This is a genomic window from Bacillus sp. SRB_8, from assembly GCF_003264205.1.
GTDB classification, from domain to species: Bacteria; Bacillota; Bacilli; order Bacillales; family Bacillaceae_G; genus Bacillus_A; species Bacillus_A mycoides.
Map to the genome: position 1 here is coordinate 232,574 of NZ_NADT01000006.1, position 25,366 is coordinate 257,939.

31 protein-coding genes and 1 pseudogene are annotated in these 25,366 nt (G+C 34.7%); 15 read left to right on the forward strand and 17 right to left on the reverse strand.

Annotation, left to right across the window (positions count from 1 at the left end; all coding sequences use genetic code 11):
* Positions 1-31: 31 nt before the first annotated feature.
* Entirely contained in the window at positions 32-1,375 is a 1,344-nt protein-coding gene (locus B5P40_RS06320; RefSeq protein WP_002140965.1) for a TrkH family potassium uptake protein, read from the reverse strand.
* A 1,181-nt stretch (positions 1,376-2,556) separates the two neighbouring features.
* Here B5P40_RS06320 and B5P40_RS06325 point away from each other — a divergent pair.
* Positions 2,557-3,795 (forward strand): dicarboxylate/amino acid:cation symporter, encoded by a 1,239-nt coding sequence (locus B5P40_RS06325; protein ID WP_033733090.1) that lies wholly within the window; start codon positions 2,557-2,559, stop codon positions 3,793-3,795.
* Between the two features lie 22 nt (positions 3,796-3,817).
* On the opposite strand, the gene B5P40_RS06330 is transcribed toward B5P40_RS06325, so the two are convergent.
* Positions 3,818-3,973: a hypothetical protein gene (locus B5P40_RS06330; RefSeq protein WP_002011733.1), complete on the reverse strand. Its 156-nt coding sequence runs from the start codon at positions 3,971-3,973 to the stop codon at positions 3,818-3,820.
* A gap of 153 nt (positions 3,974-4,126) precedes the next feature.
* Positions 4,127-4,546: a MarR family winged helix-turn-helix transcriptional regulator gene (locus B5P40_RS06335; RefSeq protein WP_002064429.1), complete on the reverse strand. Its 420-nt coding sequence runs from the start codon at positions 4,544-4,546 to the stop codon at positions 4,127-4,129.
* 162 nt (positions 4,547-4,708) lie between these two features.
* On the opposite strand from B5P40_RS06335, the gene B5P40_RS06340 reads away from it, so the two are divergent.
* A complete protein-coding gene (locus tag B5P40_RS06340) occupies positions 4,709-5,140 on the forward strand; it encodes a regulatory YrvL family protein (RefSeq protein WP_002193242.1) in 432 nt (143 codons plus the stop codon).
* Positions 5,141-5,173: 33 nt separating this feature from the next.
* Complete coding sequence (locus B5P40_RS06345) at positions 5,174-5,761, forward strand: thioredoxin family protein (RefSeq protein WP_078175613.1); 588 nt, start codon at positions 5,174-5,176, stop codon at positions 5,759-5,761.
* 31 nt (positions 5,762-5,792) lie between these two features.
* On the opposite strand, the gene uppP is transcribed toward B5P40_RS06345, so the two are convergent.
* Positions 5,793-6,584 (reverse strand): bacitracin resistance undecaprenyl-diphosphatase, encoded by a 792-nt coding sequence (gene uppP, locus B5P40_RS06350; RefSeq protein ID WP_002011643.1) that lies wholly within the window; start codon positions 6,582-6,584, stop codon positions 5,793-5,795.
* Between the two features lie 182 nt (positions 6,585-6,766).
* Here uppP and B5P40_RS06355 point away from each other — a divergent pair, with 182 nt between their 5' ends.
* From B5P40_RS06355 to B5P40_RS32660, 3 genes are all read left to right on the forward strand, one after another.
* Positions 6,767-8,125 (forward strand): MATE family efflux transporter, encoded by a 1,359-nt coding sequence (locus B5P40_RS06355; protein ID WP_113708980.1) that lies wholly within the window; start codon positions 6,767-6,769, stop codon positions 8,123-8,125.
* 76 nt (positions 8,126-8,201) lie between these two features.
* Positions 8,202-8,375, forward strand: coding sequence for a hypothetical protein (locus B5P40_RS06360; protein ID WP_002193244.1), 174 nt, complete (start codon positions 8,202-8,204; stop codon positions 8,373-8,375).
* An 18-nt stretch (positions 8,376-8,393) separates the two neighbouring features.
* Positions 8,394-8,543, forward strand: coding sequence for a hypothetical protein (locus tag B5P40_RS32660; RefSeq protein WP_000743737.1), 150 nt, complete (start codon positions 8,394-8,396; stop codon positions 8,541-8,543).
* 25 nt (positions 8,544-8,568) lie between these two features.
* Here B5P40_RS32660 and B5P40_RS06365 read toward each other — a convergent pair.
* Positions 8,569-9,073 (reverse strand): annotated as a pseudogene (locus B5P40_RS06365) (biotin transporter BioY).
* 100 nt (positions 9,074-9,173) lie between these two features.
* Between B5P40_RS06365 and B5P40_RS06370 the strand changes: the two are divergent.
* Positions 9,174-10,082 (forward strand): aminoglycoside phosphotransferase family protein, encoded by a 909-nt coding sequence (locus B5P40_RS06370; protein WP_002193247.1) that lies wholly within the window; start codon positions 9,174-9,176, stop codon positions 10,080-10,082.
* On the opposite strand, the gene B5P40_RS32665 is transcribed toward B5P40_RS06370, so the two are convergent.
* The 5 genes from B5P40_RS32665 to B5P40_RS06385 all read right to left on the reverse strand — a co-directional run bounded on the left by B5P40_RS32665 (position 10,079) and on the right by B5P40_RS06385 (position 13,140).
* Positions 10,079-10,240, reverse strand: coding sequence for a hypothetical protein (locus B5P40_RS32665; RefSeq protein WP_002126244.1), 162 nt, complete (start codon positions 10,238-10,240; stop codon positions 10,079-10,081). The genes B5P40_RS06370 and B5P40_RS32665 overlap by 4 nt on opposite strands.
* A gap of 96 nt (positions 10,241-10,336) precedes the next feature.
* Positions 10,337-11,110 carry a hypothetical protein gene (locus tag B5P40_RS06375; RefSeq protein ID WP_002193249.1) on the reverse strand — a complete coding sequence of 258 codons (774 nt, stop codon included), beginning with the start codon at positions 11,108-11,110 and terminating at the stop codon, positions 10,337-10,339.
* 24 nt (positions 11,111-11,134) lie between these two features.
* The gene (locus B5P40_RS06380) at positions 11,135-11,581 is read right to left on the reverse strand and encodes a flavodoxin (RefSeq protein ID WP_002086759.1); all 447 of its coding nucleotides are present in this window, start codon (positions 11,579-11,581) and stop codon (positions 11,135-11,137) included.
* Entirely contained in the window at positions 11,574-11,738 is a 165-nt protein-coding gene (locus tag B5P40_RS32670) for a hypothetical protein (protein WP_002011628.1), read from the reverse strand. Before B5P40_RS32670 ends, B5P40_RS06380 begins: the two co-directional genes overlap by 8 nt.
* A gap of 223 nt (positions 11,739-11,961) precedes the next feature.
* Positions 11,962-13,140: an amidohydrolase gene (locus B5P40_RS06385; RefSeq protein ID WP_002193251.1), complete on the reverse strand. Its 1,179-nt coding sequence runs from the start codon at positions 13,138-13,140 to the stop codon at positions 11,962-11,964.
* 359 nt (positions 13,141-13,499) lie between these two features.
* Between B5P40_RS06385 and B5P40_RS06390 the strand changes: the two genes are divergently transcribed.
* The 5 genes from B5P40_RS06390 (at position 13,500) to dltD (ending at position 17,816) form a co-directional block, all read left to right on the forward strand.
* Positions 13,500-13,646 (forward strand): teichoic acid D-Ala incorporation-associated protein DltX, encoded by a 147-nt coding sequence (locus B5P40_RS06390; protein WP_002011626.1) that lies wholly within the window; start codon positions 13,500-13,502, stop codon positions 13,644-13,646.
* Positions 13,647-13,658: 12 nt separating this feature from the next.
* On the forward strand, positions 13,659-15,173 hold the full coding sequence (dltA, locus tag B5P40_RS06395; protein ID WP_002140951.1) for a D-alanine--poly(phosphoribitol) ligase subunit DltA: 1,515 nt from the start codon (positions 13,659-13,661) through the stop codon (positions 15,171-15,173).
* Positions 15,170-16,336, forward strand: a complete 1,167-nt coding sequence (dltB, locus tag B5P40_RS06400) for a D-alanyl-lipoteichoic acid biosynthesis protein DltB (RefSeq protein WP_002193254.1) — start codon at positions 15,170-15,172, stop codon at positions 16,334-16,336. Before dltA ends, dltB begins: the two co-directional genes overlap by 4 nt.
* Positions 16,337-16,404: 68 nt before the next feature.
* Complete coding sequence (dltC, locus tag B5P40_RS06405; protein ID WP_002011622.1) at positions 16,405-16,644, forward strand: D-alanine--poly(phosphoribitol) ligase subunit DltC; 240 nt, start codon at positions 16,405-16,407, stop codon at positions 16,642-16,644.
* Positions 16,641-17,816, forward strand: a complete 1,176-nt coding sequence (gene dltD / locus B5P40_RS06410) for a D-alanyl-lipoteichoic acid biosynthesis protein DltD (RefSeq protein WP_002126231.1) — start codon at positions 16,641-16,643, stop codon at positions 17,814-17,816. Before dltC ends, dltD begins: the two co-directional genes overlap by 4 nt.
* 17 nt (positions 17,817-17,833) lie before the next feature.
* On the opposite strand, the gene B5P40_RS06415 is transcribed toward dltD, so the two are convergent.
* Positions 17,834-18,970 carry an NAD(P)H-dependent flavin oxidoreductase gene (locus B5P40_RS06415; RefSeq protein WP_002193256.1) on the reverse strand — a complete coding sequence of 379 codons (1,137 nt, stop codon included), beginning with the start codon at positions 18,968-18,970 and terminating at the stop codon, positions 17,834-17,836.
* A gap of 73 nt (positions 18,971-19,043) precedes the next feature.
* Between B5P40_RS06415 and B5P40_RS06420 the strand changes: the two genes are divergently transcribed.
* Positions 19,044-19,964: a S66 peptidase family protein gene (locus B5P40_RS06420; RefSeq protein WP_002193257.1), complete on the forward strand. Its 921-nt coding sequence runs from the start codon at positions 19,044-19,046 to the stop codon at positions 19,962-19,964.
* 27 nt (positions 19,965-19,991) lie between these two features.
* On the opposite strand, the gene B5P40_RS06425 is transcribed toward B5P40_RS06420, so the two are convergent.
* The 3 genes from B5P40_RS06425 to B5P40_RS06435 all read right to left on the reverse strand — a co-directional run bounded on the left by B5P40_RS06425 (position 19,992) and on the right by B5P40_RS06435 (position 21,459).
* Positions 19,992-20,390 carry an SseB family protein gene (locus B5P40_RS06425; protein ID WP_113708981.1) on the reverse strand — a complete coding sequence of 133 codons (399 nt, stop codon included), beginning with the start codon at positions 20,388-20,390 and terminating at the stop codon, positions 19,992-19,994.
* An 87-nt stretch (positions 20,391-20,477) separates the two neighbouring features.
* Positions 20,478-21,032: a cysteine hydrolase family protein gene (locus B5P40_RS06430; RefSeq protein ID WP_002126225.1), complete on the reverse strand. Its 555-nt coding sequence runs from the start codon at positions 21,030-21,032 to the stop codon at positions 20,478-20,480.
* 13 nt (positions 21,033-21,045) lie between these two features.
* Positions 21,046-21,459 (reverse strand): carboxymuconolactone decarboxylase family protein, encoded by a 414-nt coding sequence (locus B5P40_RS06435; protein ID WP_170935223.1) that lies wholly within the window; start codon positions 21,457-21,459, stop codon positions 21,046-21,048.
* A gap of 123 nt (positions 21,460-21,582) precedes the next feature.
* Here B5P40_RS06435 and B5P40_RS06440 point away from each other — a divergent pair, with 123 nt between their 5' ends.
* Both B5P40_RS06440 and B5P40_RS06445 read left to right on the forward strand, forming a co-directional pair.
* Positions 21,583-22,035: an Lrp/AsnC family transcriptional regulator gene (locus B5P40_RS06440; protein ID WP_002011610.1), complete on the forward strand. Its 453-nt coding sequence runs from the start codon at positions 21,583-21,585 to the stop codon at positions 22,033-22,035.
* Positions 22,036-22,135: 100 nt separating this feature from the next.
* Positions 22,136-22,318 (forward strand): DUF3913 family protein, encoded by a 183-nt coding sequence (locus tag B5P40_RS06445; RefSeq protein WP_000707108.1) that lies wholly within the window; start codon positions 22,136-22,138, stop codon positions 22,316-22,318.
* Positions 22,319-22,347: 29 nt separating this feature from the next.
* Here B5P40_RS06445 and B5P40_RS06450 read toward each other — a convergent pair whose 3' ends face one another.
* From B5P40_RS06450 to B5P40_RS06460, 3 genes are all read right to left on the reverse strand, one after another.
* Positions 22,348-23,361, reverse strand: coding sequence for a CPBP family intramembrane glutamic endopeptidase (locus B5P40_RS06450; protein ID WP_002188895.1), 1,014 nt, complete (start codon positions 23,359-23,361; stop codon positions 22,348-22,350).
* Positions 23,362-23,674: 313 nt separating this feature from the next.
* Positions 23,675-24,451 carry an ABC transporter permease gene (locus tag B5P40_RS06455; RefSeq protein WP_002186344.1) on the reverse strand — a complete coding sequence of 259 codons (777 nt, stop codon included), beginning with the start codon at positions 24,449-24,451 and terminating at the stop codon, positions 23,675-23,677.
* Positions 24,451-25,353 carry an ABC transporter ATP-binding protein gene (locus B5P40_RS06460; RefSeq protein ID WP_002030591.1) on the reverse strand — a complete coding sequence of 301 codons (903 nt, stop codon included), beginning with the start codon at positions 25,351-25,353 and terminating at the stop codon, positions 24,451-24,453. The genes B5P40_RS06455 and B5P40_RS06460 overlap by 1 nt, the downstream gene beginning before the upstream one ends.
* Positions 25,354-25,366: the final 13 nt, after the last annotated feature.

Consider the following 25,366-nt stretch of genomic DNA (forward strand, 5'->3'; position numbering starts at 1 on the left):
GAAAAAGGTATCTCGCTTTATGCGGGATACCTTATCCTGTAAATACATCTTCTGATGGATATTTAATTTTTTGTTTTGCTGGTCGTGCCAAAGAGAACACAAGTGTTAACGGTCCGATTAATCCACAAAACATAACAAACATAATAATACATTTTCCAAACGCCGATAGCTTCGCAGTAATCCCCATTGTTAACCCTACTGTACCAAACGCTGAAATTGTCTCAAATAATAACTGAATAAAACTGAAGTCTTCTGTAAGCATTAATACAAATACCGCTGTAAAAATAAGTATTTGACTAGCAACGACAATTGCTAACGCTCTCGTTACTGTCGACATTTTAATCGTACGCTGAAATAAAACAAAATCCTCTTTCTTTCTAAAGAAAGAAAGAACTGATGTAATTAAAATAACGAATGTCGTTAACTTAATTCCACCGCCTGTCGATACACTTCCCGCACCAATAAACATTAATACCATTGTAAATAGTATCGATGACTCTTCCATCCCCCCATAATCTACCGTGTTAAAACCAGCTGTACGAGGTGTAATTCCTTGGAAGAACGAAGCCCATAATTTTTCATTTAAAGATAAGTGCCCCAAAGTCTTCACATTATTATATTCCAATACAAAAATCACAATCATCGCAATAACATTAAGTGCTATCGTTCCAACAATCATGATTTTGGAGTGCAGTGATAATTTTCGGAAACTACGGCTATACCATATATCAATTAATACCGTAAACCCTAACCCTCCTATTACAATTAAAGAACAAATCCCAATATTAATAATAGGATCTCCTACATATCTTGTTAAATTATCTGGCCAAAGCGCAAAGCCGGCATTATTATATGACGCAATAACGTGAAAAATACTATAGTATAAACCTTTTCCAAAACCAAACTCTGGAATAAAGCGAATCGATAAAAAGATAACTCCAATTAGCTCAATACAAATAGAAAAAATAAAAACACGTTTTACTAATTTCACAAGACCACCAATATTTGTTTGATTAAATGCTTCTCCAATTAATAATCGGTGGCGTAAACCAATTTTTTTCCCTAATACCCAAACAATTAAAATGGCTATCGTCATAAGACCGAGACCACCCGTTTGAATTAAAAACATAATAACAATTTCACCAAACATCGTAAACGTACTCGCAGTATCTACAACACCTAAACCGGTTACAGTCGCTGCCGACGTAGCTGTAAAGAAAGCATCTACCCAACTAATATGTACTTTCGTTGCAAACGGTAACTTTAATAACAACCCTCCGACCACAATTAAACAAAAAAAGCCTAATGCTAAAATTTGTGGTGGATTCAATCGTATAAAACGATTATACAACCCTTGTTTTTTTGCTACTTCCATATCACTAACTCCCTTTATCAAGTGAAGCTTTTATCCCCTCATAAATAAAGACTTTTTAAGAGCCTACAAGTAGCGGGATAAACCTTATATTCTCATAATATAGTTGAGCATAATCCTTTTTTTCATAGATTTCAACTTTTATTTATATTCAGACTCCTATCGTTTTACAAAAGAATATTTTCTATTATATCTCCACTTATAACTCTTACAATAACTATTTTATCCCTTTTCAAATTCCCATATCTTTCACTCCAAGTTCACACGAGGGTCACATCTACCTTTTATAGTATATGTATCGGAGCTGTTCCTCCCTAATTTATAAGACATTCCCCAGTGTCTTGAACAGCTTTCCATCCCTAATTAAATTGACATAAATTGTCCCCTTCCTTGACCATACTATATGTGATGGTCTTATTTTTTTATTCTTTCTATCTTTTATTTGAAACTCCCTCTCTCTTTCACTCCATGTTCACACGAGGATCACATCCACCTTTTATAGTATATGTATCGAAGCTGTTCCTCCCTAATTTATAAGACATTCCCCAGTGTCTTTGAATAGCTTCCATCCCTAATTAAATTGACATAAATTGTCCCCTTCCCTTGACCATCCTATATGTGATGGTCTTATTTTTTTATTCTTTCTATCTTTTATTTGAAACTCCCTCTCTCTTTCACTCCATGTTCACACGAGGATCACATCTACCTTTTATAGTATACATATCGGAGCTGTTCCTCCCTAATTTATAAGACATTCCCCAGTGTCTTGAACAGCTTTCCATCCCTAATTAAATTGACATAAATTGTCCCCTTCCTTTGACCATCCTATATGTGATGGTCTTATTTTTTTATTCTCTCTTTCTTCTTACTTAAAACTCCCTCTCTCTTTCACTCTATGTTCACATCTATCTTTTATAGTATATGTATCGAAGCTGTTCCTCCCTAATTTATAAGACATTCCCCAGTGTCTTTGAATAGCTTCCATCCCTAATTAAATTGATATAAATTGTCCCCTTCCCTAGGCCATCATGTGATGGTCTATTTTTTTCCAAATACATAAATGTATTCTTTCCACATATTTCAGCAAAACTGGACTATATACATTGAAACAGACAGTTTTATACTAAATATTCAGAAGATATTGTCAAAATAGGTATTTTTTCGGTATAATTAATTTAGAAAGCATTTTTACAAAAACAAAGGCAATCTTAATTGCATTATTTCTCGGTCTAGTTGTCGGACTCACTTTAAATTTAGCTGCTCCATCTATTTTTGAGCCATTGAATCAATATGCGTTCAATCCACTTGGTCAACTGTTTATTCGACTTATTAAAATGCTAGTTGTTCCTGTTGTGTTCATTTCTATCGTACTTGGGGCTGCTGGTCTTGGAGATCCGAAACAACTTGGAAGAATTGGTTTAAAATCAATTTCATTCTTTCTCGTAACAACAGCTGTCGCTATCTCTATTGCAGTTACATTTGCACTTATCATAAAACCAGGAGCTGGCGGTAACTTTAAAACAGACGGGCTTACGTATGAAGGTGCAAAAACTGAAACATCTTTCGTTGATACATTGCTGAATATTGTGCCAGATAATCCAGCAAAAGCGATGGCTGATGGGAACATGCTACAAATTATTGCCTTTGCCGCATTGATCGGACTCGGTTTAGCTGTTTTAGGAAAACGAGTTCAAGGTGTCCATTCATTACTTGAACAGGGCAACGAATTAATAATGTATCTTGTTAATCTCGTCATGAAATTAGCTCCAATCGGAACATTCGGGTTGCTCGCTTCGTCCGTTGGTAAAATGGGTCTTGCAGGCGTCGCTGCGATGTTCAAGTATATGATTGTCGTTATGTTGGTACTCATTATTCACGGTGTCTTCGTATACGTCGGCTTATTAAAGGTACTAGCCAAAGAAAGTATTATTCGTTCCTTTAAACATTTCGGTCCGGTAATGGCAATTGGGTTTAGTACATCTAGCTCTAATGCGTCCCTTCCATTTGCCATGAAAACCGCCCAAGAAAAACTTGGAGTTCCAAAAGCGATAAGCTCTTTTGTACAACCACTAGGTGCAACGATTAATATGGATGGTACTGCTATTATGCAAGGGGTAGCAACTGTATTTATCGCTCAAGTATACGGCGTTGAACTTACATTACCACAATTAGCTATGGTCGTATTAACTGCTGTACTAGCTAGTATCGGTACTGCAGGTGTACCAGGTGTTGGACTAGTAATGCTTACGATGGTTTTAAATCAAGTAAATCTACCAGTAGAAGGCATTGCTTTAATTATCGGTATTGACCGCATTCTAGATATGTCTAGAACTGCTGTCAATATTTCCGGTGATGCAATTTGTGCAATGATTGTTGCAAAATCAGAAGAAAAATATAATACGGATCAATCTGCAGCATCTTAAATCAAAAAAGGAGTGAAATCGTTCACTCCTTTTTTGATTTACTTCCTTTTTTCGAACGATATTCTTTTCCTTTATTATCATTTCCCGTTTCAAATTCAGTACTAAACTCCTGCTGGAATTGCCCTGATTTTGGTGAACCTTGATTTCCACTTCCTTGACTACCATTACGATTCGTCATATTTCTCCCTCCTTCCTTTATTAGTAGTATGGCGCTCTATCTTTTTTCATACACATTTTATTTTTTATCATCTATTACACACAGAAGAAGACCTTCCATATATGAGGAAGGTCTTCTTTTTAATTAGGTAAGCGTTTTCTTATTTGTAATTATTTAAATAAGTTTTTTAGAAATAGATATCATTATATCCATTTCATCTTCTGAAAGTGCGGAAAATCTTTCTTGTAAATATTTCTTTTTCTCACCTTCCATTTTCGCAACTAACTCTTTCCCTTGTTCTGTAATCTCTAAATATACAACTCGGCGATCTGATGTAGAACGTGAACGAGTTACAAAGCCTTTATTAATTAATTTTTCTGTAACAGCTGTAATATGACTATTCGACACATTTAACTCATTAGCTACACGTGAGACCATTTCTTTATTCGTACGGTTCAATATTCTAAGGACAATGAACTCATTCCACGGTATGTAACCACCAAATATTTTTCCAATATCATTACGCAACGTGCGAAACATTGCAAAAACATTTGTCGATAGTTCTTCCATTAATTGTTCTCGATTTTGAGACAACTTTGACAGCCCCTTTTATTTAATTTAGTTAAATAAAAACCTTATTAATAATTTTACACGAAATCTTACTTTTTGTCACCTTATTTCCCTATAATTCGTAGTTTTTCAATAGATATTTCATGGTACAATGAAATTGATTTTCCAGAAAAAGGAGTTGGGGCAATGAGTGAAGAAGACAAACTTTCTAATCTCAGTCTAAAAGATAAGACTATTATTATTAGTGTTGTTATTCTTATTCTCATTATATTCTTTGCATTTATATTTTTTGTATATGTAGGAATCTTTCATATTACAGGTATAGAATATTCATCAAGAACAGCTCTACTACTCTTTTTTTTACTCATTCTTTTATTAGACGGTATTACATATTTTATATTCATTTTCTTTAAAGTGCTCCTACATCCAATGATGACAAGTATGCCCAATTGGCTCTCAATTGCTCTGCTCTCTATAATTGAAATTACGTTAGATTGGTTTGTCATACATACCGCCGATGACTGGATAGAGAGTGTACAAATGCCCAACATAGCTGAATTATGTGTCGCACTATTCCTTTACACACTAAATAAATTATTTAGTGATAAGAAAGAGTAAGAATACAAGCTTTTCTATATAAAAATTGGTACAATAAAAATAAATCATACTAAAGAGGTGTTACTTATGAACTTACTACAATGGGCTGATAAAGGCATGTCCTTTGATACATATGTGAATGAAATGAAAGTAAACCAATACGAGCTACTACACATTTACAATAACTTTTTAATTCCAAATGAATTACTTCCAGTTTTAGAAGAACGTCAAAATGATGGCTGGCGCGTTATCGTATTAACAGCTGACTGGTGCGGCGACGCTCTTTTATGTGTACCTGTTATGAAACGAATTTCTGAAGTTGCAAATATTGATATGCGTTTATTAATTCGCGATGAAAACTTAGAGTTAATGGATCAATACTTAACAAACGGAACAGCACGTGCGATTCCAATCTTTATTTTCATTGATAAAGACGGAAATGAACAAGCCGTCTTTGGACCACGCGCTCCAAAAGTACAAGAATTAGTAACTTCAATGCGCGCTACATTACCTGAAAAAGAGGATCCAACATTCGAAGAGAAACAAAAAGAAATGTATGCTAATTTCCGTGCTACATTAGCTGATGATACTTCTCTTTGGGAACATGTAATGGAAAGCATGATTGAGAAAGTAGTAAAATAAAAAAACCTGCCGATTTCGGCAGGTTTTTTTATTACATAATGAAGAAATAGAATACCGCAGCTAAAATGAAACGATAGTAAGCGAACGGTGTTAGTTTTACACGAGCTAATAATTTTAAGAATGAAACGATTGCAAGCAACGCAACAACGAATGCTGTAATAAATCCAGTTGCAAATAACGTTATATCAGCCGAGCTTAATATATCCCAGCTTTTAATTAAATCTAAGCCACTTGCAGCTACCATCATTGGTACCGCTAAAATAAACGTATATTCAGCTGCCGCTGTATGCGAAACGCGAGCTAATAAACCACCACTTATTGTTGATCCAGAACGAGAAAATCCTGGCCAAAGTGCTAAACATTGGAACATTCCAATTGTAAATGCTTGCTTATATGTAATTTCATCTAACGTTCTTGCTGTACTTGGTTTTGAAAACTTCTCAGCAACAATCATTAAAATACCACCAACTACTAAGCTAATAACAACCGGTCCTGGACCGAATAAAACTTCTTTAATTGTACTATGGAATAATACACCAAGAATTCCGGCAGGGATCATCCCGATAATAATATGTAATAAATTTAACGATGGCCCATCTGTTACTTTCCCTATTCCAACCAATGACCATAAACGCTTCCAAAATATAACAACAACTGCTAAAATCGATCCCAACTGAATAACAACTTCGAAAACTTTCGCTCTATCGTCTTCAAATCCAATTAAGTGTCCTGTTAAAATCATATGTCCTGTTGATGATACTGGTAGAAACTCTGTTAAACCTTCAACAGCACCCATGATTAATCCAATTAACCAATCAGCCACAATTAGTGCCTCCTTAATAACGCATATGTAATTTTTTCACACCTTATCATAATACCTTATCCCTTTTCAAAGTGCATCCTTTTTTTATTGATTTCATTTGTTGTATACGCTTATTTCTTTTCTATTTTTTGATTAAATTGTATGATAATAAGAGTTTGTTTTTTACGTTGAAAGGGGATTTTATGAAAGAAACTAATTCATTCTCACAAAAGTTAAAGCAATTTTTATTACTCTTTTTCCCGATTTTTGTAACGCAAATGTCATTATTTGCGATGAGCTTTTTTGATACGACAATGTCAGGACATGCGAGTCCTATTGATTTAGCGGGTGTTGCTATCGGAACAAGTATATGGCTTCCCGTTAGTACCGGCTTAACAGGAATTTTAATGGCTACTACTCCTATTGTTGCACAGCTCGTTGGATCAAAGAAAAAGGAGGACGTTCCCCACATTGTCATACAAGCAGTATATTTAGCAATTTGTGCTAGTTTCGTTGTTATCTTTATCGGATTCTTCGCTGTTTCACCTATTTTAAATGGCATGCAATTAGAAGAACCCGTGGAACGTATTGCAGCACAATTTTTAATTATTATCGCGATTGGAATTATCCCTTTATTTACTTACACCGTTTTACGTGGATTTATTGATGCATTAGGAAAAACTCGAACAACGATGATTATTACATTACTATCATTACCAATTAATGTAGTATTAAATTACTTATTAATTTTTGGTCACTTTGGCTTTCCAAAACTCGGTGGTGTCGGTGCGGCAATCGCTTCTGCAGCAACCTATTGGTGTATTTTAATTATTACGGTTATTATTATTCGTACGAAAGAGCCTTTCGCTTCTTTCAATATCTTTAAACAGTTATACCGCCCTTCCTTTACAATCTGGAAGGAATTCCTGAAACTTGGCGTCCCTATCGGATTTGCTATCTTTTTTGAGACGAGTATTTTCGCTGCGGTAACACTTATGATGAGTAATTTTAGTACGACAACAATAGCAGCACATCAAGCAGCTATGAACTTTGCTTCCTTGTTATATATGACTCCTTTAAGTTTAGCAATGGCAATGACGATAGCCGTTGGATTTGAAGTTGGAGCAAAACGATACAATAATGCGAAACAATATGGATTTATCGGAATCGGATTAGCCCTTGCTTTCGCTCTTTTATATTCAATCCTTCTCTATTTCTTTGATGATGAAATTGCTTCTATTTATACGACAAATGCAAATGTCCATCATTTAGCAAAAGAATTTCTTGTATTCGCGATTTTATTTCAAATTTCAGATGCGATTGCAACTCCAGTACAAGGAGCTCTTCGTGGTTATAAAGACGTAAATGTTGCCTTAATTATGACATTAATCGCTTATTGGGTAATAGGTCTACCTCTTGGCTACATATTAGCAACTTATACTGACTGGGCAGCGAAAGGGTATTGGATTGGTCTTATTATCGGTCTAGCATTTGGAGCAATCTTCCTGCTTATCCGTCTCTTTCAAGTACAAAGAAAATATACAACGCAAAGCAGCCGCTAATGATATAGCGGCTGTTTTCTTCATGCATATTTTTTCTTGTAACGTGTAACATAATGAAAAAGAAAGGTGGATACATATGGACGAAAAACAAAAGAAACAATCATTCGATGAAGAATTCGCCCCTGAAATTTCACCTGGATATCGGCAAGATGTACATAAGCCACCTAAATATAAAAACACTTCTTTTTTAATGGGCATTACCATTTTCGCAGCTGTATTACTCGCGCTCATCATTTTCGTCTATTTTTAAGGAAGGGTGGTCTATTATATGAAGAAACAAGATTCAAATCGTTCAAAAAGAACTGTTAAAACAGAAAAAGGATATGCAGGAGATTCTGTTCATACACTGAAACAAGTTGAGCAAGGAAATTTATACATTGCTCAAAAAGAACTTGGTCAACAAAATGAAAATCTTTAAAGTCCCTCTGCTTCTAGAGGGTTTTTTATTGTACATATTGTTTTTGTTCTAACACCATGAATAAATTATTAACCTTTACAATTTTCATGTCATAATTTAATTTCACTTCTCTTGCCATTTTCAATACCAGTAACGTACGCTACAGCATGATAGCGAAAACTCTCATCTGTCTCTTCACGTATCTCTTCGTTTGTAAATTTATACTCTAAATCCCGAAAACGGTTTGGGTAATAATTTTCTATTAACTGTTCATACCCTCTATTTACAAATATTTCTTCACCTTTTCGTTTCACATCTTCTTTATTATTAAACTCAAACACTGATAGTTGCGCTGTCACAAAGTGTTCTCCTATCATTTTCATTTCTTTATCAGTTAAAGTTTCTATACTTTTGTTCTTTAATTCCTTATTTAACTCGTAGCGATCTATCGGTTTAAAGGTGGCAAAAACCTCCTCTTTATATGGCCAAAACAATCCAAAAGCGATACATAGAGAAATGATTAATATTCTTTTCTTCGTAATGCACCCCACCCTCCTCCATTAATGATAGTGATATTTTAACATATAGAAAGAAAATTCTGATATTATAAAGTAGAATAACCTACCTTTAACTTAGAAACGAGGAACAATTATGGACTCTTACAAACAATATATAAAAGAAGCTCTACCAGATCTTTCTATACATTCATATATACAAAATGAAGAAGGGTGGGATAATATAACGGTTATTATAAATGACGAACTACTATTTCGTTTCCCACGAAAACTTGAATATGCAAACCGAATTCCGTTAGAAAAAGAACTGTGCACAATTCTTTCTCATTTATTACAAGAAATCGAGATTCCTAAGTATCATTTATTGTATAAGAATAATTGTAATACCGTTCCATTTTGCAGCTATTATCCTCTCATTCTTGGTGAACCGTTAACAACCGAAATAGTTGCAAAGCTAGAGAAAAAAGAACTTGAAGTAATTATTACACAATTAGCCACTTTCCTTGCGACTTTACATAGTATTCCTTTAAAACGTGTTGAAACGCTAGGATTCCCTATCGAAAAAACACTTATCTACTGGAAAGAGCTACAAACAAAATTAAATCAATATCTTACTAACAATCTTACTTCATTACAGAAATCAGCCTTAAATCGTTTATTCGAAAATTTCTTTACCAATATAGCTAAATCTACCTTTCAAAATACAATCATTCATGCTGACTTTACACATCATCACATTTTATTTAATACGCAGAACAAAACCATTTCAGGTGTTATCGATTTTGGAGATGCTCAAATTGGCGATCCCGCTTTTGATTTTGCTGGGCTATATTATGATTTCGGTCATGAGTTTACTACATCTGTATATGAACAATACAGTGCACTTATTTCTCACCGCGATCCATTACTCATTCACCGCATCACTACCTTTTATCAATACAGCCCTTTACTACATAACCTTATTTATAACATTGAAACAAACAACGAAATAACATTAAAGAAGAATGAAGAACAGCTTAAAGCAATACTACAGGGACGAGATTAAATTCTCTCCCTATACTCTCTCTCCTCATACATCATTAACTTTTTATCCATTTCAACAATAACTTTATACAATTGAAATGCCTGTAAAATTTGCAGTTGAATTCCAAAAGGAGCATTCTGTTCTTTTAACCATTGAAATACTGCCGTTTCATCTTTCATTGATTATTCCTCCCTTTATTAATCTGCTACAAATATACCGTAAATGATGAAAAGCTTTTCATGTCAATAACAAAAAAGGATGCAAATTTGCATCCTTTAATGTACTATATTTTTCTTCTGCTTCGCTTCTCTCTTTACTTCTTCCCTTTGGCATTCACTACGAAACGCACAACTCATACACTCAGAACGAAAATGACGCTCTGTATAGTGCTCAGGTTGCTGCAACATTTCTTTCATTCTAAATAAATCATCCATTCCAGTTATAATATCTTCCTGCTTTGGAATGTACTCATACTTAGTTCCTTCTATTAAATTAATAACTTCAATTTTCCCTGGAAGAATACCGAAAGCTTTATAACTGAATACTGTCATTAGCTTCTGACAAAGAGCAAGCATTTCCTCATCCGCATCAACAACATACTTTTTAATTACAAACGATTCAGCACTCCACTCACCAACTTCAAATGTCAATGACATGTGGACACCTAACTCTTCCATATATGTTTGAAACTTCTCATATAAAAATAACGGCGGTGCCTGACTATCATCCCTTTCAACAAACTGTAATAAGTGATCAGTTAGCTTCGCTAAAACAATATAGTACTCCGCCTTTGAAGCAAACATATTAATCCTTACTTTTTTCCAATACTTTTCTATTAATATTAAAAGTACAATTTTCGTTTGTTGGCCCGCAGGTAGCGTGTAATATTCATTAATAATTTGATTCACAATCATTTGCGCTATTTGTTGCCATTCAAATGAAGAAGGTTCTCTTCTTTTTATATGACGGAAATAAAATTTATGCGGACAACGCATAAAATCATACAAATGGTAATCTGTCATCGTTTTGATTGAGATTTTCTCATGCAATTGCTCTTCATCTCCCTTCTGCCATTAAGAAAGGTGTTTTACGAATTCAGCTCCAAACTGTAAACATTTTTCTACATCTTCATCTTCTGGCGTTAATTCTACTTTCAATCCTTCTAACACAACTGCTGCCCCGCGCTCCTGCAGCTTTTCTATTAAAATATCAACCGCTACCCCGTATTTCGGATAAGCCGAATCACAAGAACCGAATGCCGCTGCTTTTTTACCAGTTAAGTTAATAGAATCCATTGCATCATAAAAATCTAAAAAATCATCAGGAAGATCACCATCTCCCCAAGTATAAGCACCTAAAATAATCCCGTCATATTGCTCTAATATAGAAGCTTCTGGTGTATCCATAATATCAATTACTTCAATCTCATTTTCTGTTTCACGAATCGCACCCGCAATATGGTCAGCCATTTCCTCTGTATTTCCACTCATACTTGCAAAAATCATTACTAACTTACTCAACTGAACCTCTCCTTTTACCTTGTATCTCTTTTTCTGTTTGAAGTGTACTCTTCTCATCTACATATTCAGAACGAATTACATTTCGTTGCCATTCAATATGCTTATCAACATCTTTATTTTTTAATCCCCTTCGTAAAAGGTGAAATGTTTTTCTCATTAAGGTTCCTCATCTGTTTCATTGATAATAATTATCATTTTCAATTATACCATTAGATTAATTGAAATTGATTATCAAAGTCAATAACTATTTTTTAAAAAATAGTTAAAATGTACAAGCTTGTCCGTTAGCTATTCATATACTATAAATGAGCATAGTTCTTTCTCAGCCCTCTCTGACGGAAGAAATAAAAGCAACTGCAATAGAGTGCAGTTGCCTTTTTTTATGCTTTATCAGTTTCTAGTAGTCTTATAGTTGTCTCTAAAAATAGTTCCACTCCATTAATTAAAGCCGATTCATCCACATCAAATTTCGGATGATGATGTGGATAACAAGTATCAATATTTTTATTCCCTGTTCCTAATTTAATGAAACAACCAGGTGCTTTTCTTAAATACGCTGAAAAATCTTCTCCTCCCATAGAAGGTTCAAGATGCACAATACGCTGATTTCCGAACAATTTTATCGCACTTTTTTCTACTATTTTCGTAATGTACTCATTATTAACAACTGGATCATATCCGTAACGATACGTATATGTATAATCTCCCCCATGTGCTTCTGTAATTCCTTTTACAATTTGCTCAATTTTCTCTTTTGCTTCCTCTCTTAATGTTTGATTAAAAGATCGAACAGTTCCCATTAAAGCTGCTGCACTAGGAATGATATTATCGGCCATCCCCCCATGAAATTGTGTAACTGACACTACTCTATGCATAAAAGCACTTGTATTTCTTGATACGATATGTTGTAAATTTGTAATAATTTGTGCTCCGATAGCAATAGGATCTATCGTTTCTTCTGGTCGTGCCGCGTGACCACCCTTTCCTAAAATTTCAATTGTAAATACGTCTGGTGCTGCCATCATAGGGCCATATACAATTCCTATCTTTCCACTTTCTAATCCAGACATAACGTGCAAACCTACTACATAATCGACGCCGTCCATAACACCGGCCTCCACCATTTCTTGTCCACCACCGGGATACACTTCCTCTGCGTGCTGAAAGAACAGACGGATTTCGCCTGCAAAATCTTCCTTCATATTTGCTATCGTCTCTGCTGTACTTAATAAAATAGCTGCGTGAGCATCATGCCCGCATGCATGCATTATTCCTTTATGCACAGACGTATAAGGTTTCCTTGTCCCCTCTTGGATTGGTAAAGCATCTATATCAGCTCGAATCGCAACTACTTTTCCTTGTTGCCTTCCTCTTTTAATTGCTAGCACACTGTACTGCGTTGGTCTCGTTACTTCAAAAGAAGAAAATGAGCATAATGTTTCATATATAAATTGCGAAGTTTCTTTTTCATGAAACGATAATTCCGGATACTTATGGAAATGCCGTCTCCATTTAATGATATTTTCCTCTGAAATAAAACTCCTCCACTCTCTTTTCATAATAATTACCTCCTTTTAAAAGGCTCTATACCTTGAAAATGTACTAAGTACCCAGTGATTATTAACCCACTCCAATTCAGGAATAACAAAACAAATATTATATTTTCCCGCCTTCTCACAATCCACTTTTATACATTCACACAATCCACTTCCTATTTACATGTCAAACCCATTACAAATTCATGCTGAATGTAATATAATTGCTAAGTTAGGGATTTTCTTTTTTAGTATTTAGTGCTAATATCAGAAAAGAGCCTTTTGACTTATTTTTACCTAAAATGTGGGATTTTGTTTTTTTCACAATAATGTAGGACATGATACCTACAAAGAGCTATTATTTCATTAAGCGAGGGAAAGACATGGAAAGATTAAAAGAGATATGGTCTCAACCACTCACACAATGGGTTGCAAAGACGGTTTATTACCTTGCAATTTTATTTGCATTACTTTGGTTGTATGGATTCCATGATACAAACACAAGTACATTTATTTACAATGAATTCTAGGGTGGGAACGTTATGAAGTTATTAGAACAAATTGAAAAGTGGGCTGTAGAAACGCCTGATCAAACCGCTTTTGTTTGGCGAGATGCGAAAATTACGTACAAACAATTAAAGGAAGATTCTGATGCGTTAGCACATTGGATTTCTTCTGAGTATCCAGATGATCGTTCACCAATTATGGTTTATGGCCATATGCAACCTGAAATGATTATTAACTTTTTAGGTTGTGTAAAAGCTGGACATGCTTACATTCCTGTAGATTTATCTATCCCAGCTGATCGCGTACAACGTATCGCTGAAAATTCTGGTGCGAAATTACTTTTATCAGGAACTGAAGTAACTGTAACTGATTTACCAGTTCGTATCGTAAGTGAAGACAACTTAAAAGATATTTTCTTTACTCATAAAGGGAACATTCCAAATCCTGAACATGCGGTAAAAGGTGATGAGAACTTCTACATTATTTACACATCAGGAAGTACAGGTAATCCGAAAGGGGTTCAGATTACTTATAACTGTCTTGTTAGCTTTACAAAATGGGCTGTAGAAGATTTCAACTTACAAACAGGGCAAGTATTCTTAAACCAAGCACCTTTCTCATTCGATTTATCTGTAATGGATATTTACCCATCATTAGTAACGGGTGGCACACTATGGGCAATCGATAAAGACATGATTGCACGTCCAAAAGACTTGTTTGCTTCTTTAGAGCAATCGGATATACAAGTATGGACTTCGACACCATCTTTCGCAGAAATGTGTTTAATGGAAGCCTCTTTCTCTGAAAGTATGCTACCAAACATGAAAACATTCTTATTCTGCGGTGAAGTGTTACCAAATGAAGTAGCTAGAAAATTAATTGAGCGTTTCCCGAAAGCAGCAATTATGAATACGTACGGTCCAACAGAAGCTACTGTTGCTGTAACAGGCATTCACGTTACAGAAGAAGTACTTGATCAATACAAATCACTTCCAGTTGGCTACTGTAAATCAGACTGTCGCCTTCTTATTATGAAAGAAGATGGTACAATTGCACCTGACGGTGAAAAAGGTGAAATCGTAATTGTCGGTCCAAGCGTAAGCGTTGGCTATTTAGGAAGCCCTGAATTAACAGAAAAAGTATTTACCATGATTGATGGTGAGCGTGCCTATAAAACAGGTGATGCTGGCTATGTAGAAAATGGTCTTCTATTCTATAATGGTCGTCTTGATTTCCAAATTAAGCTTCATGGTTATCGAATGGAATTAGAAGAAATCGAACATCATCTTCGCGCGTGTTCTTACGTAGAAGGTGCAGTTGTTGTTCCAATTAAAAAAGGTGAAAAATATGATTACTTATTAGCGGTTGTTGTTCCTGGAGAGCATTCGTTTGAAAAAGAATTCAAATTAACATCTGCAATCAAAAAAGAACTCAATGAGCGATTACCAAATTACATGATTCCACGTAAATTCATGTATCACTCTTCTATTCCAATGACACCAAATGGAAAGGTAGATCGCAAAAAATTATTGAGTGAGGTTACAGCATGACCGCATATGGATCATTTTATTTTTTCGCTATAGTAGGCATTTTATTAATACCTACTATCATAGCTGGATTAAAAGGTAAAATGTTGCGTAAATATAATGCCGTTTTAACATTAGTAATGCTCGTTATTATCTTCTCTGATAAACCGAAGCAAGCAATCATGTTAGCCGCATTTATTATTTGGCAATATGCCCTTATTAAAGGCTATTTAATGTTAAGAAAACAAAATAATAGTACATTTAGGTTTTATATGGCTGTTATTTTGTCGATTTTACCGCTTGTTTTAGCAAAAATTGCACCGTTTGTACCTGAGCTAAAGTTTGTTGTATTTTTAGGAATGTCCTATGTAACATTTAGAGCAGTACAAATGGTATTTGAAGTTCGTGATAACTTAATTAAAGAACTTTCCTTCTTTAATTTCTGGGAATTCGTTTTATTCTTCCCAGCTATCTCAACGGGACCTATCGATCGTTACCGCAGATTCCAAAAAGATATTCAAAAGCCACCTAGTGTAGAAGAATATCAAAATTTACTATATACAGGGCTAAACCGTATTTTCCAAGGTTTCTTGTATAAATTTATTATTGCTTACTTAATAAAGCAATATTTTATGGATCCGGCATTCGCTCAGCAAGATACAATCCTATCAAATATGATTTACATGTATAGCTATAGCTTATATTTATTCTTTGACTTTGCTGGTTATAGCTCATTTGTAATTGGTGTAAGTTATATGATGGGAATTAAAACTCCAGAAAACTTTAATAAACCATTCATTAGTCGTAACATTAAAGACTTCTGGAACCGCTGGCATATGAGTTTATCATTCTGGTTCCGTGACTTTATTTACATGCGTTTCGTCTTTTTCGCAACGAAGAAAAAGTTAATTAAAAACCGTTACACAATTTCGTATATCGGTGCATTTTTAAACTTTTTCATCATGGGAATATGGCATATTACTGGTGAGCATGTGTATCAATACATTATTTATGGTCTTTATCACGCTGCCTTGTTTATCTTATTCGATATTTTCGAACGAAAAAACAAGAAGCATAAGTTTTGGCCAAACAATAAATTTACACACGTCCTTGCGATTGTAATTACGTTCCACGTTGTATGTTTCGGTTTCCTGATCTTCTCTGGACACCTTAACAGATACTTTTAATGCACCCTTCTTATACTATTAAGAAGTTGCACATATAATATATTTCGGATATAAAGGAGATTTTAAAAATGGCAGAATTCAAAGAGCAAGTATTAGATATTTTAGAAGAAGTATGTGAAAACGATATTGTGAAAGAAAACTTAGATGTTCAATTATTTGAAGAAGGTATTCTTGATTCTTTCGCTGTAGTATCTTTATTAGTAGAATTCCAAGAGCGTTTAGAGATTGAAGTTTCTATTTCTGATTTTGACCGCGATGAGTGGGCTACACCAAATATGGTTATTAAAAAGTTAGAAGAAATCCGATGAACAAAGTGAAATTTGGTCCGATGCTTTTAGCATTGGCCCTTTTTGCTGTATTCTTACTTATTCCTACGCGCTTCCTACTCCCACTTTTAAGTGATGAGAAAGTAGAACAAGCTGCGACTTCTTTAAAAGAAGAAAAGATTCAAAGTATGATTTTACAGCAAAAGATGTTAGCAGACCCGAAATATCTTCCGATGTACGGTTCATCGGAATTCGCACGTATGGATGCTTTCCATCCATCGAATTATTTCAAAGTAAAGCCTGAAGGATTCACACCATTCCTACTTGGGCGCGGTGGAACACAAGACCTTGTACATGTATTAAACTTCACATCTACAATGGATCAATTGAAAGATAAGAAAATGATATTCGTTCTTTCTCCGCAATGGTTTGTACCACAAGGTATTGATGAGACACACTTTGCACCTAACTTTTCAAAACAACAAGGTTACCACTTCATTTTCAACGATGATTTAAAACCTGAAATGAAAAAACAAATTGCAAAACGCTTATTAAACTTTGAGATTGTAAAAAAAGAAACTTTATTAAAAATTTCGCTTGAAGGTATCGCCTACGATGATACAAAGTATAAAGTAAAAGCACTTGCTGCTAAACCTTTCGCTTATATTTATCGTAACATTCTAGATCGTAAAGATTTATTTACAGTTATGTTTAATATTAAGCCGCATAAAGAACAGCTTGATCCATCATTGAAACAAATGAACTGGGAAGAAGCTCGTAAGCATGCTGATCAAACAGGTGCAGTAGAATCAAGCTCTAACGAATATGGCATCGAAGATGATTACTTCAATAGCAAAATTAAGAAGAAATTAAAACAACGTGAAGGTTACTTAAAAAATGATGCTTATGACCAATCACCAGAATATGAAGATTTACAAATTGTACTTGATTTATTAAAACAATCTGGCGCAAAACCGCTCTTCATTTCTGTTCCTGTAAAAGGTCCTTGGTATGATTACGCTGGCTTCCCGAAAGAAAAACGCGAATTATACTACAATAAAGTTCATGAGCAAATTAAGCAAGCTGGCTATCCAATTGCTGATTTCTCAAATCATGAATATGATAAGTACTTCTTAAAAGATCATATGCACTTAGGTTGGAAAGGCTGGGTTTACATCGACGAAGCTATCCAACAATTTTATAAAGCAAACTAACGAAAAGACCGCTTGAATTATTCAAGTGGTCTTTTTTTATATACATCTTGTAATTGTTCAATTACGTTCTCTGCTTCTTTCATGACACGTTTCACTACGTGCTGAGCTGATTCCGTTCGTGCTAATGATGATGCTTGTCCCGCCCAAAGCGACATATACTCTTCCTTATTTTGCTTCGCTGCTTCTTGACGTATTTTTGAAGTTAATACGTTTTGCACTGGATACATCGGTAAATTCTCTTCTCTTCCTTCATGTTTCTCTATAAATTCATTACGAATACCCCGTGCATATTTCCCGGAAAACGCACGGGTTACCGTTGTACTCGTATCTGTACTATGTAAAATCGCCTCTTTATACACGTCATGCGTAATACTTTCTTCACTCGTTAAAAAGGCTGATCCCATTTGAACAGCCTCTGCCCCTAACGCAAATGCCGCAACAAGCCCTTGCCCATTCATTACACCACCTGCTGCAACAATCGGGATATGAGGTACTTCCGCTACTAATTGCGGGATTAATGCAAATGTACCAATCATCGCATCTTGTTCTTTCCCAATAAACGTTCCTCTATGCCCTCCTGCCTCGCTACCTTGCCCGACAATAATATCTACCCCTAACTTAGCAAGTGCTTTCGCTTCCGCTACATGGGTAGCTGTTCCGATAACTTTTATCCCTTCCTTTTTCAAATCATCTATTTCTTCTTTTTCTAACGTTTGAAATGCAAAACTAACGACTGGTACCTTTTCCTCTAATAATACTTGTAATTGTTCTTTATAGCTTTTTGGAAGTTTTAAAGTCTTTTCTTCCTCTATACCTAATTCTCTATTCACTCCACTAAGTAATACTTTCGCCTCGTTTATCTTCTCTTCTTCTATCTGTATCTCTTTCGTTAAAAGTAAATTAACACCGAAAGGCTTATTTGTTAGTTCCCTTATTTTATAAATCGCTTCACGGATTTGTTCTTGGCTCATATACCCTGCTCCAAGCGTACCTAATCCTCCGCTATTACTCACAGCTGCAACAAGTTCTGACGTTGTAATCGCTCCTGCCATACCTGCTTGAATGATCGGATACTTAATTTGTAATATATCTATTACTCGACTTGTAAACATCATTTTCCCTCCTACTTTCCCTATACCTTCTTTATATGACATGCTTTCCCCTTCTTTTACAAGGATTGAACTTTCGCTCAAGCGAATATATTGAAAGAGAAGGAGGCTGAGAACAATGATTTATCCAAATGCTTTGCAAAAAGGTGATACAGTAATGGTTATTGCACCGTCTGGCCCACCAACACTTGAGAATATATTAAAAGGTGTGAAAGTATTACAAGAGATGGGATTATCCGTAATAATTGGAAAGAGTGTTTATGAAAAATATGGATATTTAGCTGGAAGTGATCAAGTTCGTCTTGATGATATACATGAAGCATTTACAAATACTGAGGTCAAAGCAGTCTTTTGTGCACGAGGTGGTTACGGCAGCGCTCGTCTCCTCCCTTACATTCAATATGAAATCATTCAACGGAATCCAAAGATTTTTTGGGGATATAGCGATATTACGGCTTTACATACTGCCTTTTCACGTTATGCGGAGCTGGTTACTTTTCATGGTCCAATGATTGAAGAATTAGGAAAAGGTATAGATTCTCTCTCCTTATCTTCTTTCAATCAACTATTCCATCCGTATTCATCTATCTTATATGCATCAGAATGTATCGTACCTACCTCTCCATGTACAGTTACAGGCACATTAGTTGGAGGGAATTTAACTGTGTTAACAAGTATAATTGGCTCGCCCTATGAGATAAATACGTCAAATAAACTTTTATTGCTTGAAGATATTGGTGAAGAACCGTACCGCATTGACCGGATGTTAAATCAACTACTTTTATCTGGACAGTTTAATGAATGCAGCGGCGTTATTTTTACAAGTTGTCACGACTGCAACCCTTCTAAGCCATCTCAATCATTGCAAACAATATTATATGAATATTTCACGCCATATAATATACCTGTGTTATTCGGTTTACCGATTGGACATATAAGTCCAAATATCGGTATTCCCCTCGGAGCTACAGCAACAATAAATACAACTAACAAAACTGTTTCTATTTCTTCTGGTATAGCCACTCCATGTTCAAATTAAAAAGGAAAAGCTGCTAAGCTTTTCCTTTTACTTATAATAATTAAAGATTCGTCCTGATGCTATCTCTGCAATTTCTTCTGGAATAAATGTTTTACTCATATCTGTTCCAACATTTAATACAGCTGTCGCATCTTTCTCGATGCTACCCAATAATTCTTTTCCACGTATCGTAATAAGGGGTGTACCTTCTGGCAACACATCTTTTACAAATTTCAATTGTGTAAAGAACGGAACGATCCATCTACCCTCTCCTTGGAAATGACGCAAACGAAGTGTTCCTTCCGTTGCCCCGTCTTCTGCTTCAAGTAAACCAGCAACATAAAACTCCGTTGTTAAGAGCAATTCATAAAATTCCTTTTGCTTTTGTTTATCATCTCCTGCTAAAACGAGTACTTCTTCTATTTTCTTTACTGGAATTTGCTCCATATGATGCCACCCCTATTTTCAAAATGATTATACTTAGATTATACGAAATATTCTTATTTTTTTCTACATAATTCCACAATTATTTTCTTAAAATAATTTTAAAACACCTTCAGTCGTAACGATTTTGGCAAATTCATCATGTAAGTTTACAAGTGTCATATTGTGAATGTCCTCTGCACTATACTCTGTCCCGTCCAGACCTTTACGATTGAATGTAGCCGTCGCATCGCTCACTAAATACGTTGTAAGCCCTAAATTACCTGCCATCCGTGTTGTAGTCTCCACACAATGATTTGTTGTTAATCCTACAATCACTACCGTATTACAATTTTGTTCTCTTAATTGTTCTTCCAAATTTGTCCCAATGAACGCGCTATTAACGGATTTCTGGATAATTATTTCATCTGGCATTGGTTGCACTTCTTCTTTAAAGTTTACCGTTTCCGCATGTTGATAAAACATCGATTGAACATTTTCTTTATTTACATGTTGAATATGAAAAACTGGTAGTTTTCTTTTTCTCCATTCTTCTAACAAACTTTTCATATTTTCTTCCGCCAAAAGGTTATTCCTCACGCCCCAGTATGGTAAGTTGAATGCTTCCTGTACATCAATGATTATAAGTGCTGCTTGATTAAGCATAATATCCTCCTAATTAATTGGGCTGTAATTGAAACAGAAAACCAAGTTGCTGCGAAGCAGTAATAAAACAAATATAGGCACAAAGCTCTACAATTTCTTTTTCAGTCCAATATTGTTTTAATATATGAAACATATTATCATCTATCGCCTTTTGGTCATGAACAAATGCATGTGCAAAAGTAACGGCTACGCTAATTTCTTCTATTTTTTGTATATCATCCGGCTTTCCCTTTGCCATACAGTACGGACATTCATTCCCAAACGCTAATGTTCTTCTTACTTGCTCCTTTAACTCTACGGAAAGGGCCCCTGTACTATACAGTGTATTCTCTAACGTACTCCACGAATTTAATATATCTGGATTATGACCTAATAATTTTTGAAACTTTGTATCTCCTACATTTGATAATGTAATTCTCTCCATCATTTCCCCTCCTATTTCCTTCTTTTTTATTGTAAAATAAATAAAGTTCACTTTACATTTCATATGAATCTTAATTTTAAATTTTTCTTTACAAAAATTATCATTTTACTGGAGGTATATTTACAAATGCAATTAGACCGTGTTGATCGAAAAATTTTAAATGAATTATATAATGATAGCCGCCTTTCGATGCGTGAATTAGCAAAACGAGTAAACTTATCGGCTCCGTCTACTACAGAACGTGTACGTAAACTTGAAAGTGAAGGGATTATTCAAAAATACACAATCGATATCAATTATAAAAAAGCAGGACTTGTTTTAGATTGTATTTTAGAAATCACTTTAAAAAATGGTGATACAACACGTATGCAACAGTTTATTCAGTCTTATCCATCTGCAAGTTTTTGTTACCGAGTAACAGGAAGCTTATGCTACATTGTAAAAATCTCTGTTCCTTCACTCGTTGAACTTGAAGAATTTATCAATGATGTTTCTTCATATGCAACGACAGTTTCTCATATCGTATTATCAGAAGTAGCTCTTACTCCGGACATTGAACATATATTCCCAGAAGATTAATTCATCTTTATTCACAAAAAGAGTAAAAACCCCTTACATTAAGAATAAAAATGATATATCATGTATTAAAATACACAGGGTTCGAGAAAGGGGCTTTACATTGAAAATCTGGTTTTATGAAAAAACGGCACAATTAGATGACTTGCTTGGTATTTGGGACAATGTTCCGACCATCCCTCGAATTGGTGAAAAAGTTGAACTTCTAAAAACCGTTCGGATCGTTACAGATATTAAATATGTAAAGAACGGTAATAATTTTCGTGTAGAGATTATTACAAATTAAAAAGTAGCTCTTTAGGAGCTACTTTTTAATTATCTATTATGCGCTTTCTTTATAACAACTTTATCTTCTTCTACAGAAACTGTTACATAATCATTTTCTTCTAACCGAAGCTTATTTACAGCTTCATCAGGTAGTTCTACAGCCATCAATCTATCTGTTACTATCACTTGGCTATATATTTCATTTTCTTCTGATGTATTCACTACTTTTTCTTCATTTATGAAACGAATCGGTGGCACACCAACTTCTTTTACTGTACGCCATTGTTTCCAAATGTAAGGGATTAACCAAAGTAACCCGACGACCGTAAGCCCAATGCCGATCCATAAATTACTTTGTGCTTGTAATTCCGTAATCGAGATTGCGTCACTTCCCTCTCCACCTACAAATTGCATACTCGTTGCAATCAAATTATTTAGAGCATGCACAGCAATATTCGTCCATATATTTTTTGTCTTTATGTATAGAAGGCACATAATAACACCGAACATGAAAGCACCGATAACATCAAAATGTCCTAGTCCAAAAATAAGAGAGGATATAATAACCGCTCGTTTAATCCCCCATTTGTAAGCCATTCGCTGTAAGAAAAACCCTCTAAAAATAACCTCTTCCATTATTGGGGCTAATACACATGCTGAAATGAAAGTAAATATCGTCATGTATATGTTACTCGTATTAATTACATTTCCATCTTCTAACATGGTAACTAAGAAATTAGGTACAGTATGTGCTAAAATATAAAATTGAATTTGGGATATACCGACTGCAAAAATCATTCCCATTATCGTTGCTAATACAATTAGCCCCCAATGTAAACGTCTGGGCTTATCAAAAAAACTTTTAAAAACAACATTATTTTTACTTGTTTTTAAATATAGCCACAATAGTGGAAATGCGAAAAATATTGATATTTGTGACAGTAACTCTATCGTATTGTCAGAAGCACCTGATAAATTTAATGGAATCATAGTCAGGAACATCCCTATAATCATCCATCCAAAAAAACTACGTAGCCTTATACGTGAAAATGCATGTTGCATATGGAACACCTCCAGAGATGATATAAAGTGAAACTTTATTCAGTATTTTATGGGTAGCCCTTCTCCACAAATGGCCGGATAACTAAATTATAATATGAATATAGTTGAAAATCTTCCTATTTTTCTCACTTTATTCCGAATAATATACGTATTAAATTACATAATAACAATCCTATTTGATATACCATATCAATGTTCTTCAACTTAGTTACAATTATGTTCCTAAGTAAATATGTATCTGCCACACTTAAAAGCTACATAAATCAAAAAAGCTGGTTAATAAAAATCCCCGTTAACACGGGGATTTTTTCTACTATAATACGTCACGTTTTTGGAATAATACACTTGATACTACAAGTAATACAGCAAAATATGCAACCACAAGTAATAATGAAGTTGTAAACGTAAATTCTGTAAATGGTGGTTCTACTCCGCCACTTACTAATTTATTACTGTCGTAAACACTTAAATTTAAATGGAAAAACACCACAAATTTCGCTACACCTTTTGCAAACATCATTAGTACCATATTAATTGGTCCTTGTAAGAAAAATAGGAACATCGTAATAATTAATGGTAATACAGAATTTCTAAATACATTAGCTAAGCAAAATGAAAGAGTTGCAAAGAAGAACGGTGAAAGTACTTGATATAAAATGGACTTCATTACGATTCCTAACGTTACTCCTGTTTTACTACCATCCATTACAATCCCGCCAATAATCATTGCGATTAACGTGCTAGCAAATATGATAAATAATATAGTAAGTAACACTGTAATATATTTAGAGAACAAAACTGTAATTCGTTTTCTCGGACGGATTAATAGCTGCTTAATTGTACCTTTTTGGAACTCATCAGTAATTGTACGAGACGCAATCGTAATTCCAAAAATTGTTGCAAATAAGGTAATTAAACCAATCTCTGAACTTACAAAATCTAAATATGATCCTTTAAACTCATTTCCTCCTCCCCATTTCAGCATCGCTAAAACTCCCAAAATCTCCAATGCTGCAATTACACCTATTAAAATGTACATACCTTTTTTCGCATGTAACTTTAAAAATTCATTTTGAATTAATTTAAACATTACGCTTTCACTCCCCCTGTAATCGCTAAGAACTCATCCTCTAACGTTTTATTTTGAACAGTAACACCGTATACGAGTACATCAGCATTCACTAACTGTTTTACAATTTGCGGAATCTCTTCTTTCATTACAGATGCCACAGCTACATTTCCTTGTACTTTACCTTTAATAATTTCGTTCGCTTTTTGAACTTGATCTACTTCAAATGCAACTACAACTGTTTCATCATGCTTCGCTTGTTCATGTAAGTTATACTCTTGTACAAACTCACCTTGCTTTATAATAACTACGCGATCACACATTAATTCAATTTCACTTAATAAATGACTTGATACAATGACTGCAATATTTTCTTCTTTCGCTAATCGTTGTAAATAATCACGAATTTGGCGAATACCAGCTGGATCTAATCCATTTGTCGGTTCATCTAAAATTAAGATTTTCGGCTGATGAAGTAACGCCTGCGCAATTCCTAAACGCTGTTTCATACCAAGTGAGTATGTTTTCACCTTTTTATGAATCGCATGCTCTAATTCAACAAGCTTTACAATTTCAGCGATGCGCTCTTTACTAATTGGGGTAATCGCCATGTTCGCAAAATGCTTTAAATTTTGCATTCCAGTCATATAATCATATAGCTCGGGATTTTCTACAATCGCTCCAATTTGCTCTAGCGCCTTTTCACGCTCTGTGCGAATACTATGACCACAAATTGTAATATCGCCTTCTGTCATAGAAATAAGACCTGTCATCATACGAATTGTCGTCGTCTTACCGCTACCGTTCGGTCCAAGGAATCCGTATACCTCTCCTTCACGAACCTCAAATGATAAGCCCCGAATAATTTCTGTTCTACCGATTTTTTTTCGGACATTTTCTAATTTCACTACTACATTTCCCAATGATGATTCCTCC

Bases quoted from the DNA above. Each gene is read 5' to 3' on its own strand.
- B5P40_RS06320 (WP_002140965.1), bottom strand. From the start codon at position 1,375: ATGGAAGTAGCAAAAAAACAAGGGTTGTATAATCGTTTTATACGATTG.
- B5P40_RS06330 (WP_002011733.1), bottom strand. From the start codon at position 3,973: ATGACGAATCGTAATGGTAGTCAAGGAAGTGGAAATCAAGGTTCACCA.
- B5P40_RS06340 (WP_002193242.1), top strand. From the start codon at position 4,709: ATGAGTGAAGAAGACAAACTTTCTAATCTCAGTCTAAAAGATAAGACT.
- B5P40_RS06355 (WP_113708980.1), top strand. From the start codon at position 6,767: ATGAAAGAAACTAATTCATTCTCACAAAAGTTAAAGCAATTTTTATTA.
- B5P40_RS06360 (WP_002193244.1), top strand. From the start codon at position 8,202: ATGGACGAAAAACAAAAGAAACAATCATTCGATGAAGAATTCGCCCCT.
- B5P40_RS32660 (WP_000743737.1), top strand. From the start codon at position 8,394: ATGAAGAAACAAGATTCAAATCGTTCAAAAAGAACTGTTAAAACAGAA.
- B5P40_RS06370 (WP_002193247.1), top strand. From the start codon at position 9,174: ATGGACTCTTACAAACAATATATAAAAGAAGCTCTACCAGATCTTTCT.
- B5P40_RS32665 (WP_002126244.1), bottom strand. From the start codon at position 10,240: ATGAAAGATGAAACGGCAGTATTTCAATGGTTAAAAGAACAGAATGCT.
- B5P40_RS32670 (WP_002011628.1), bottom strand. From the start codon at position 11,738: ATGAGAAAAACATTTCACCTTTTACGAAGGGGATTAAAAAATAAAGAT.
- B5P40_RS06385 (WP_002193251.1), bottom strand. From the start codon at position 13,140: ATGAAAAGAGAGTGGAGGAGTTTTATTTCAGAGGAAAATATCATTAAA.
- B5P40_RS06390 (WP_002011626.1), top strand. From the start codon at position 13,500: ATGGAAAGATTAAAAGAGATATGGTCTCAACCACTCACACAATGGGTT.
- dltA (WP_002140951.1), top strand. From the start codon at position 13,659: ATGAAGTTATTAGAACAAATTGAAAAGTGGGCTGTAGAAACGCCTGAT.
- dltB (WP_002193254.1), top strand. From the start codon at position 15,170: ATGACCGCATATGGATCATTTTATTTTTTCGCTATAGTAGGCATTTTA.
- dltC (WP_002011622.1), top strand. From the start codon at position 16,405: ATGGCAGAATTCAAAGAGCAAGTATTAGATATTTTAGAAGAAGTATGT.
- dltD (WP_002126231.1), top strand. From the start codon at position 16,641: ATGAACAAAGTGAAATTTGGTCCGATGCTTTTAGCATTGGCCCTTTTT.
- B5P40_RS06415 (WP_002193256.1), bottom strand. From the start codon at position 18,970: ATGTCATATAAAGAAGGTATAGGGAAAGTAGGAGGGAAAATGATGTTT.
- B5P40_RS06420 (WP_002193257.1), top strand. From the start codon at position 19,044: ATGATTTATCCAAATGCTTTGCAAAAAGGTGATACAGTAATGGTTATT.
- B5P40_RS06425 (WP_113708981.1), bottom strand. From the start codon at position 20,390: ATGGAGCAAATTCCAGTAAAGAAAATAGAAGAAGTACTCGTTTTAGCA.
- B5P40_RS06430 (WP_002126225.1), bottom strand. From the start codon at position 21,032: ATGCTTAATCAAGCAGCACTTATAATCATTGATGTACAGGAAGCATTC.
- B5P40_RS06435 (WP_170935223.1), bottom strand. From the start codon at position 21,459: ATGATGGAGAGAATTACATTATCAAATGTAGGAGATACAAAGTTTCAA.
- B5P40_RS06440 (WP_002011610.1), top strand. From the start codon at position 21,583: ATGCAATTAGACCGTGTTGATCGAAAAATTTTAAATGAATTATATAAT.
- B5P40_RS06450 (WP_002188895.1), bottom strand. From the start codon at position 23,361: ATGCAACATGCATTTTCACGTATAAGGCTACGTAGTTTTTTTGGATGG.
- B5P40_RS06455 (WP_002186344.1), bottom strand. From the start codon at position 24,451: ATGTTTAAATTAATTCAAAATGAATTTTTAAAGTTACATGCGAAAAAA.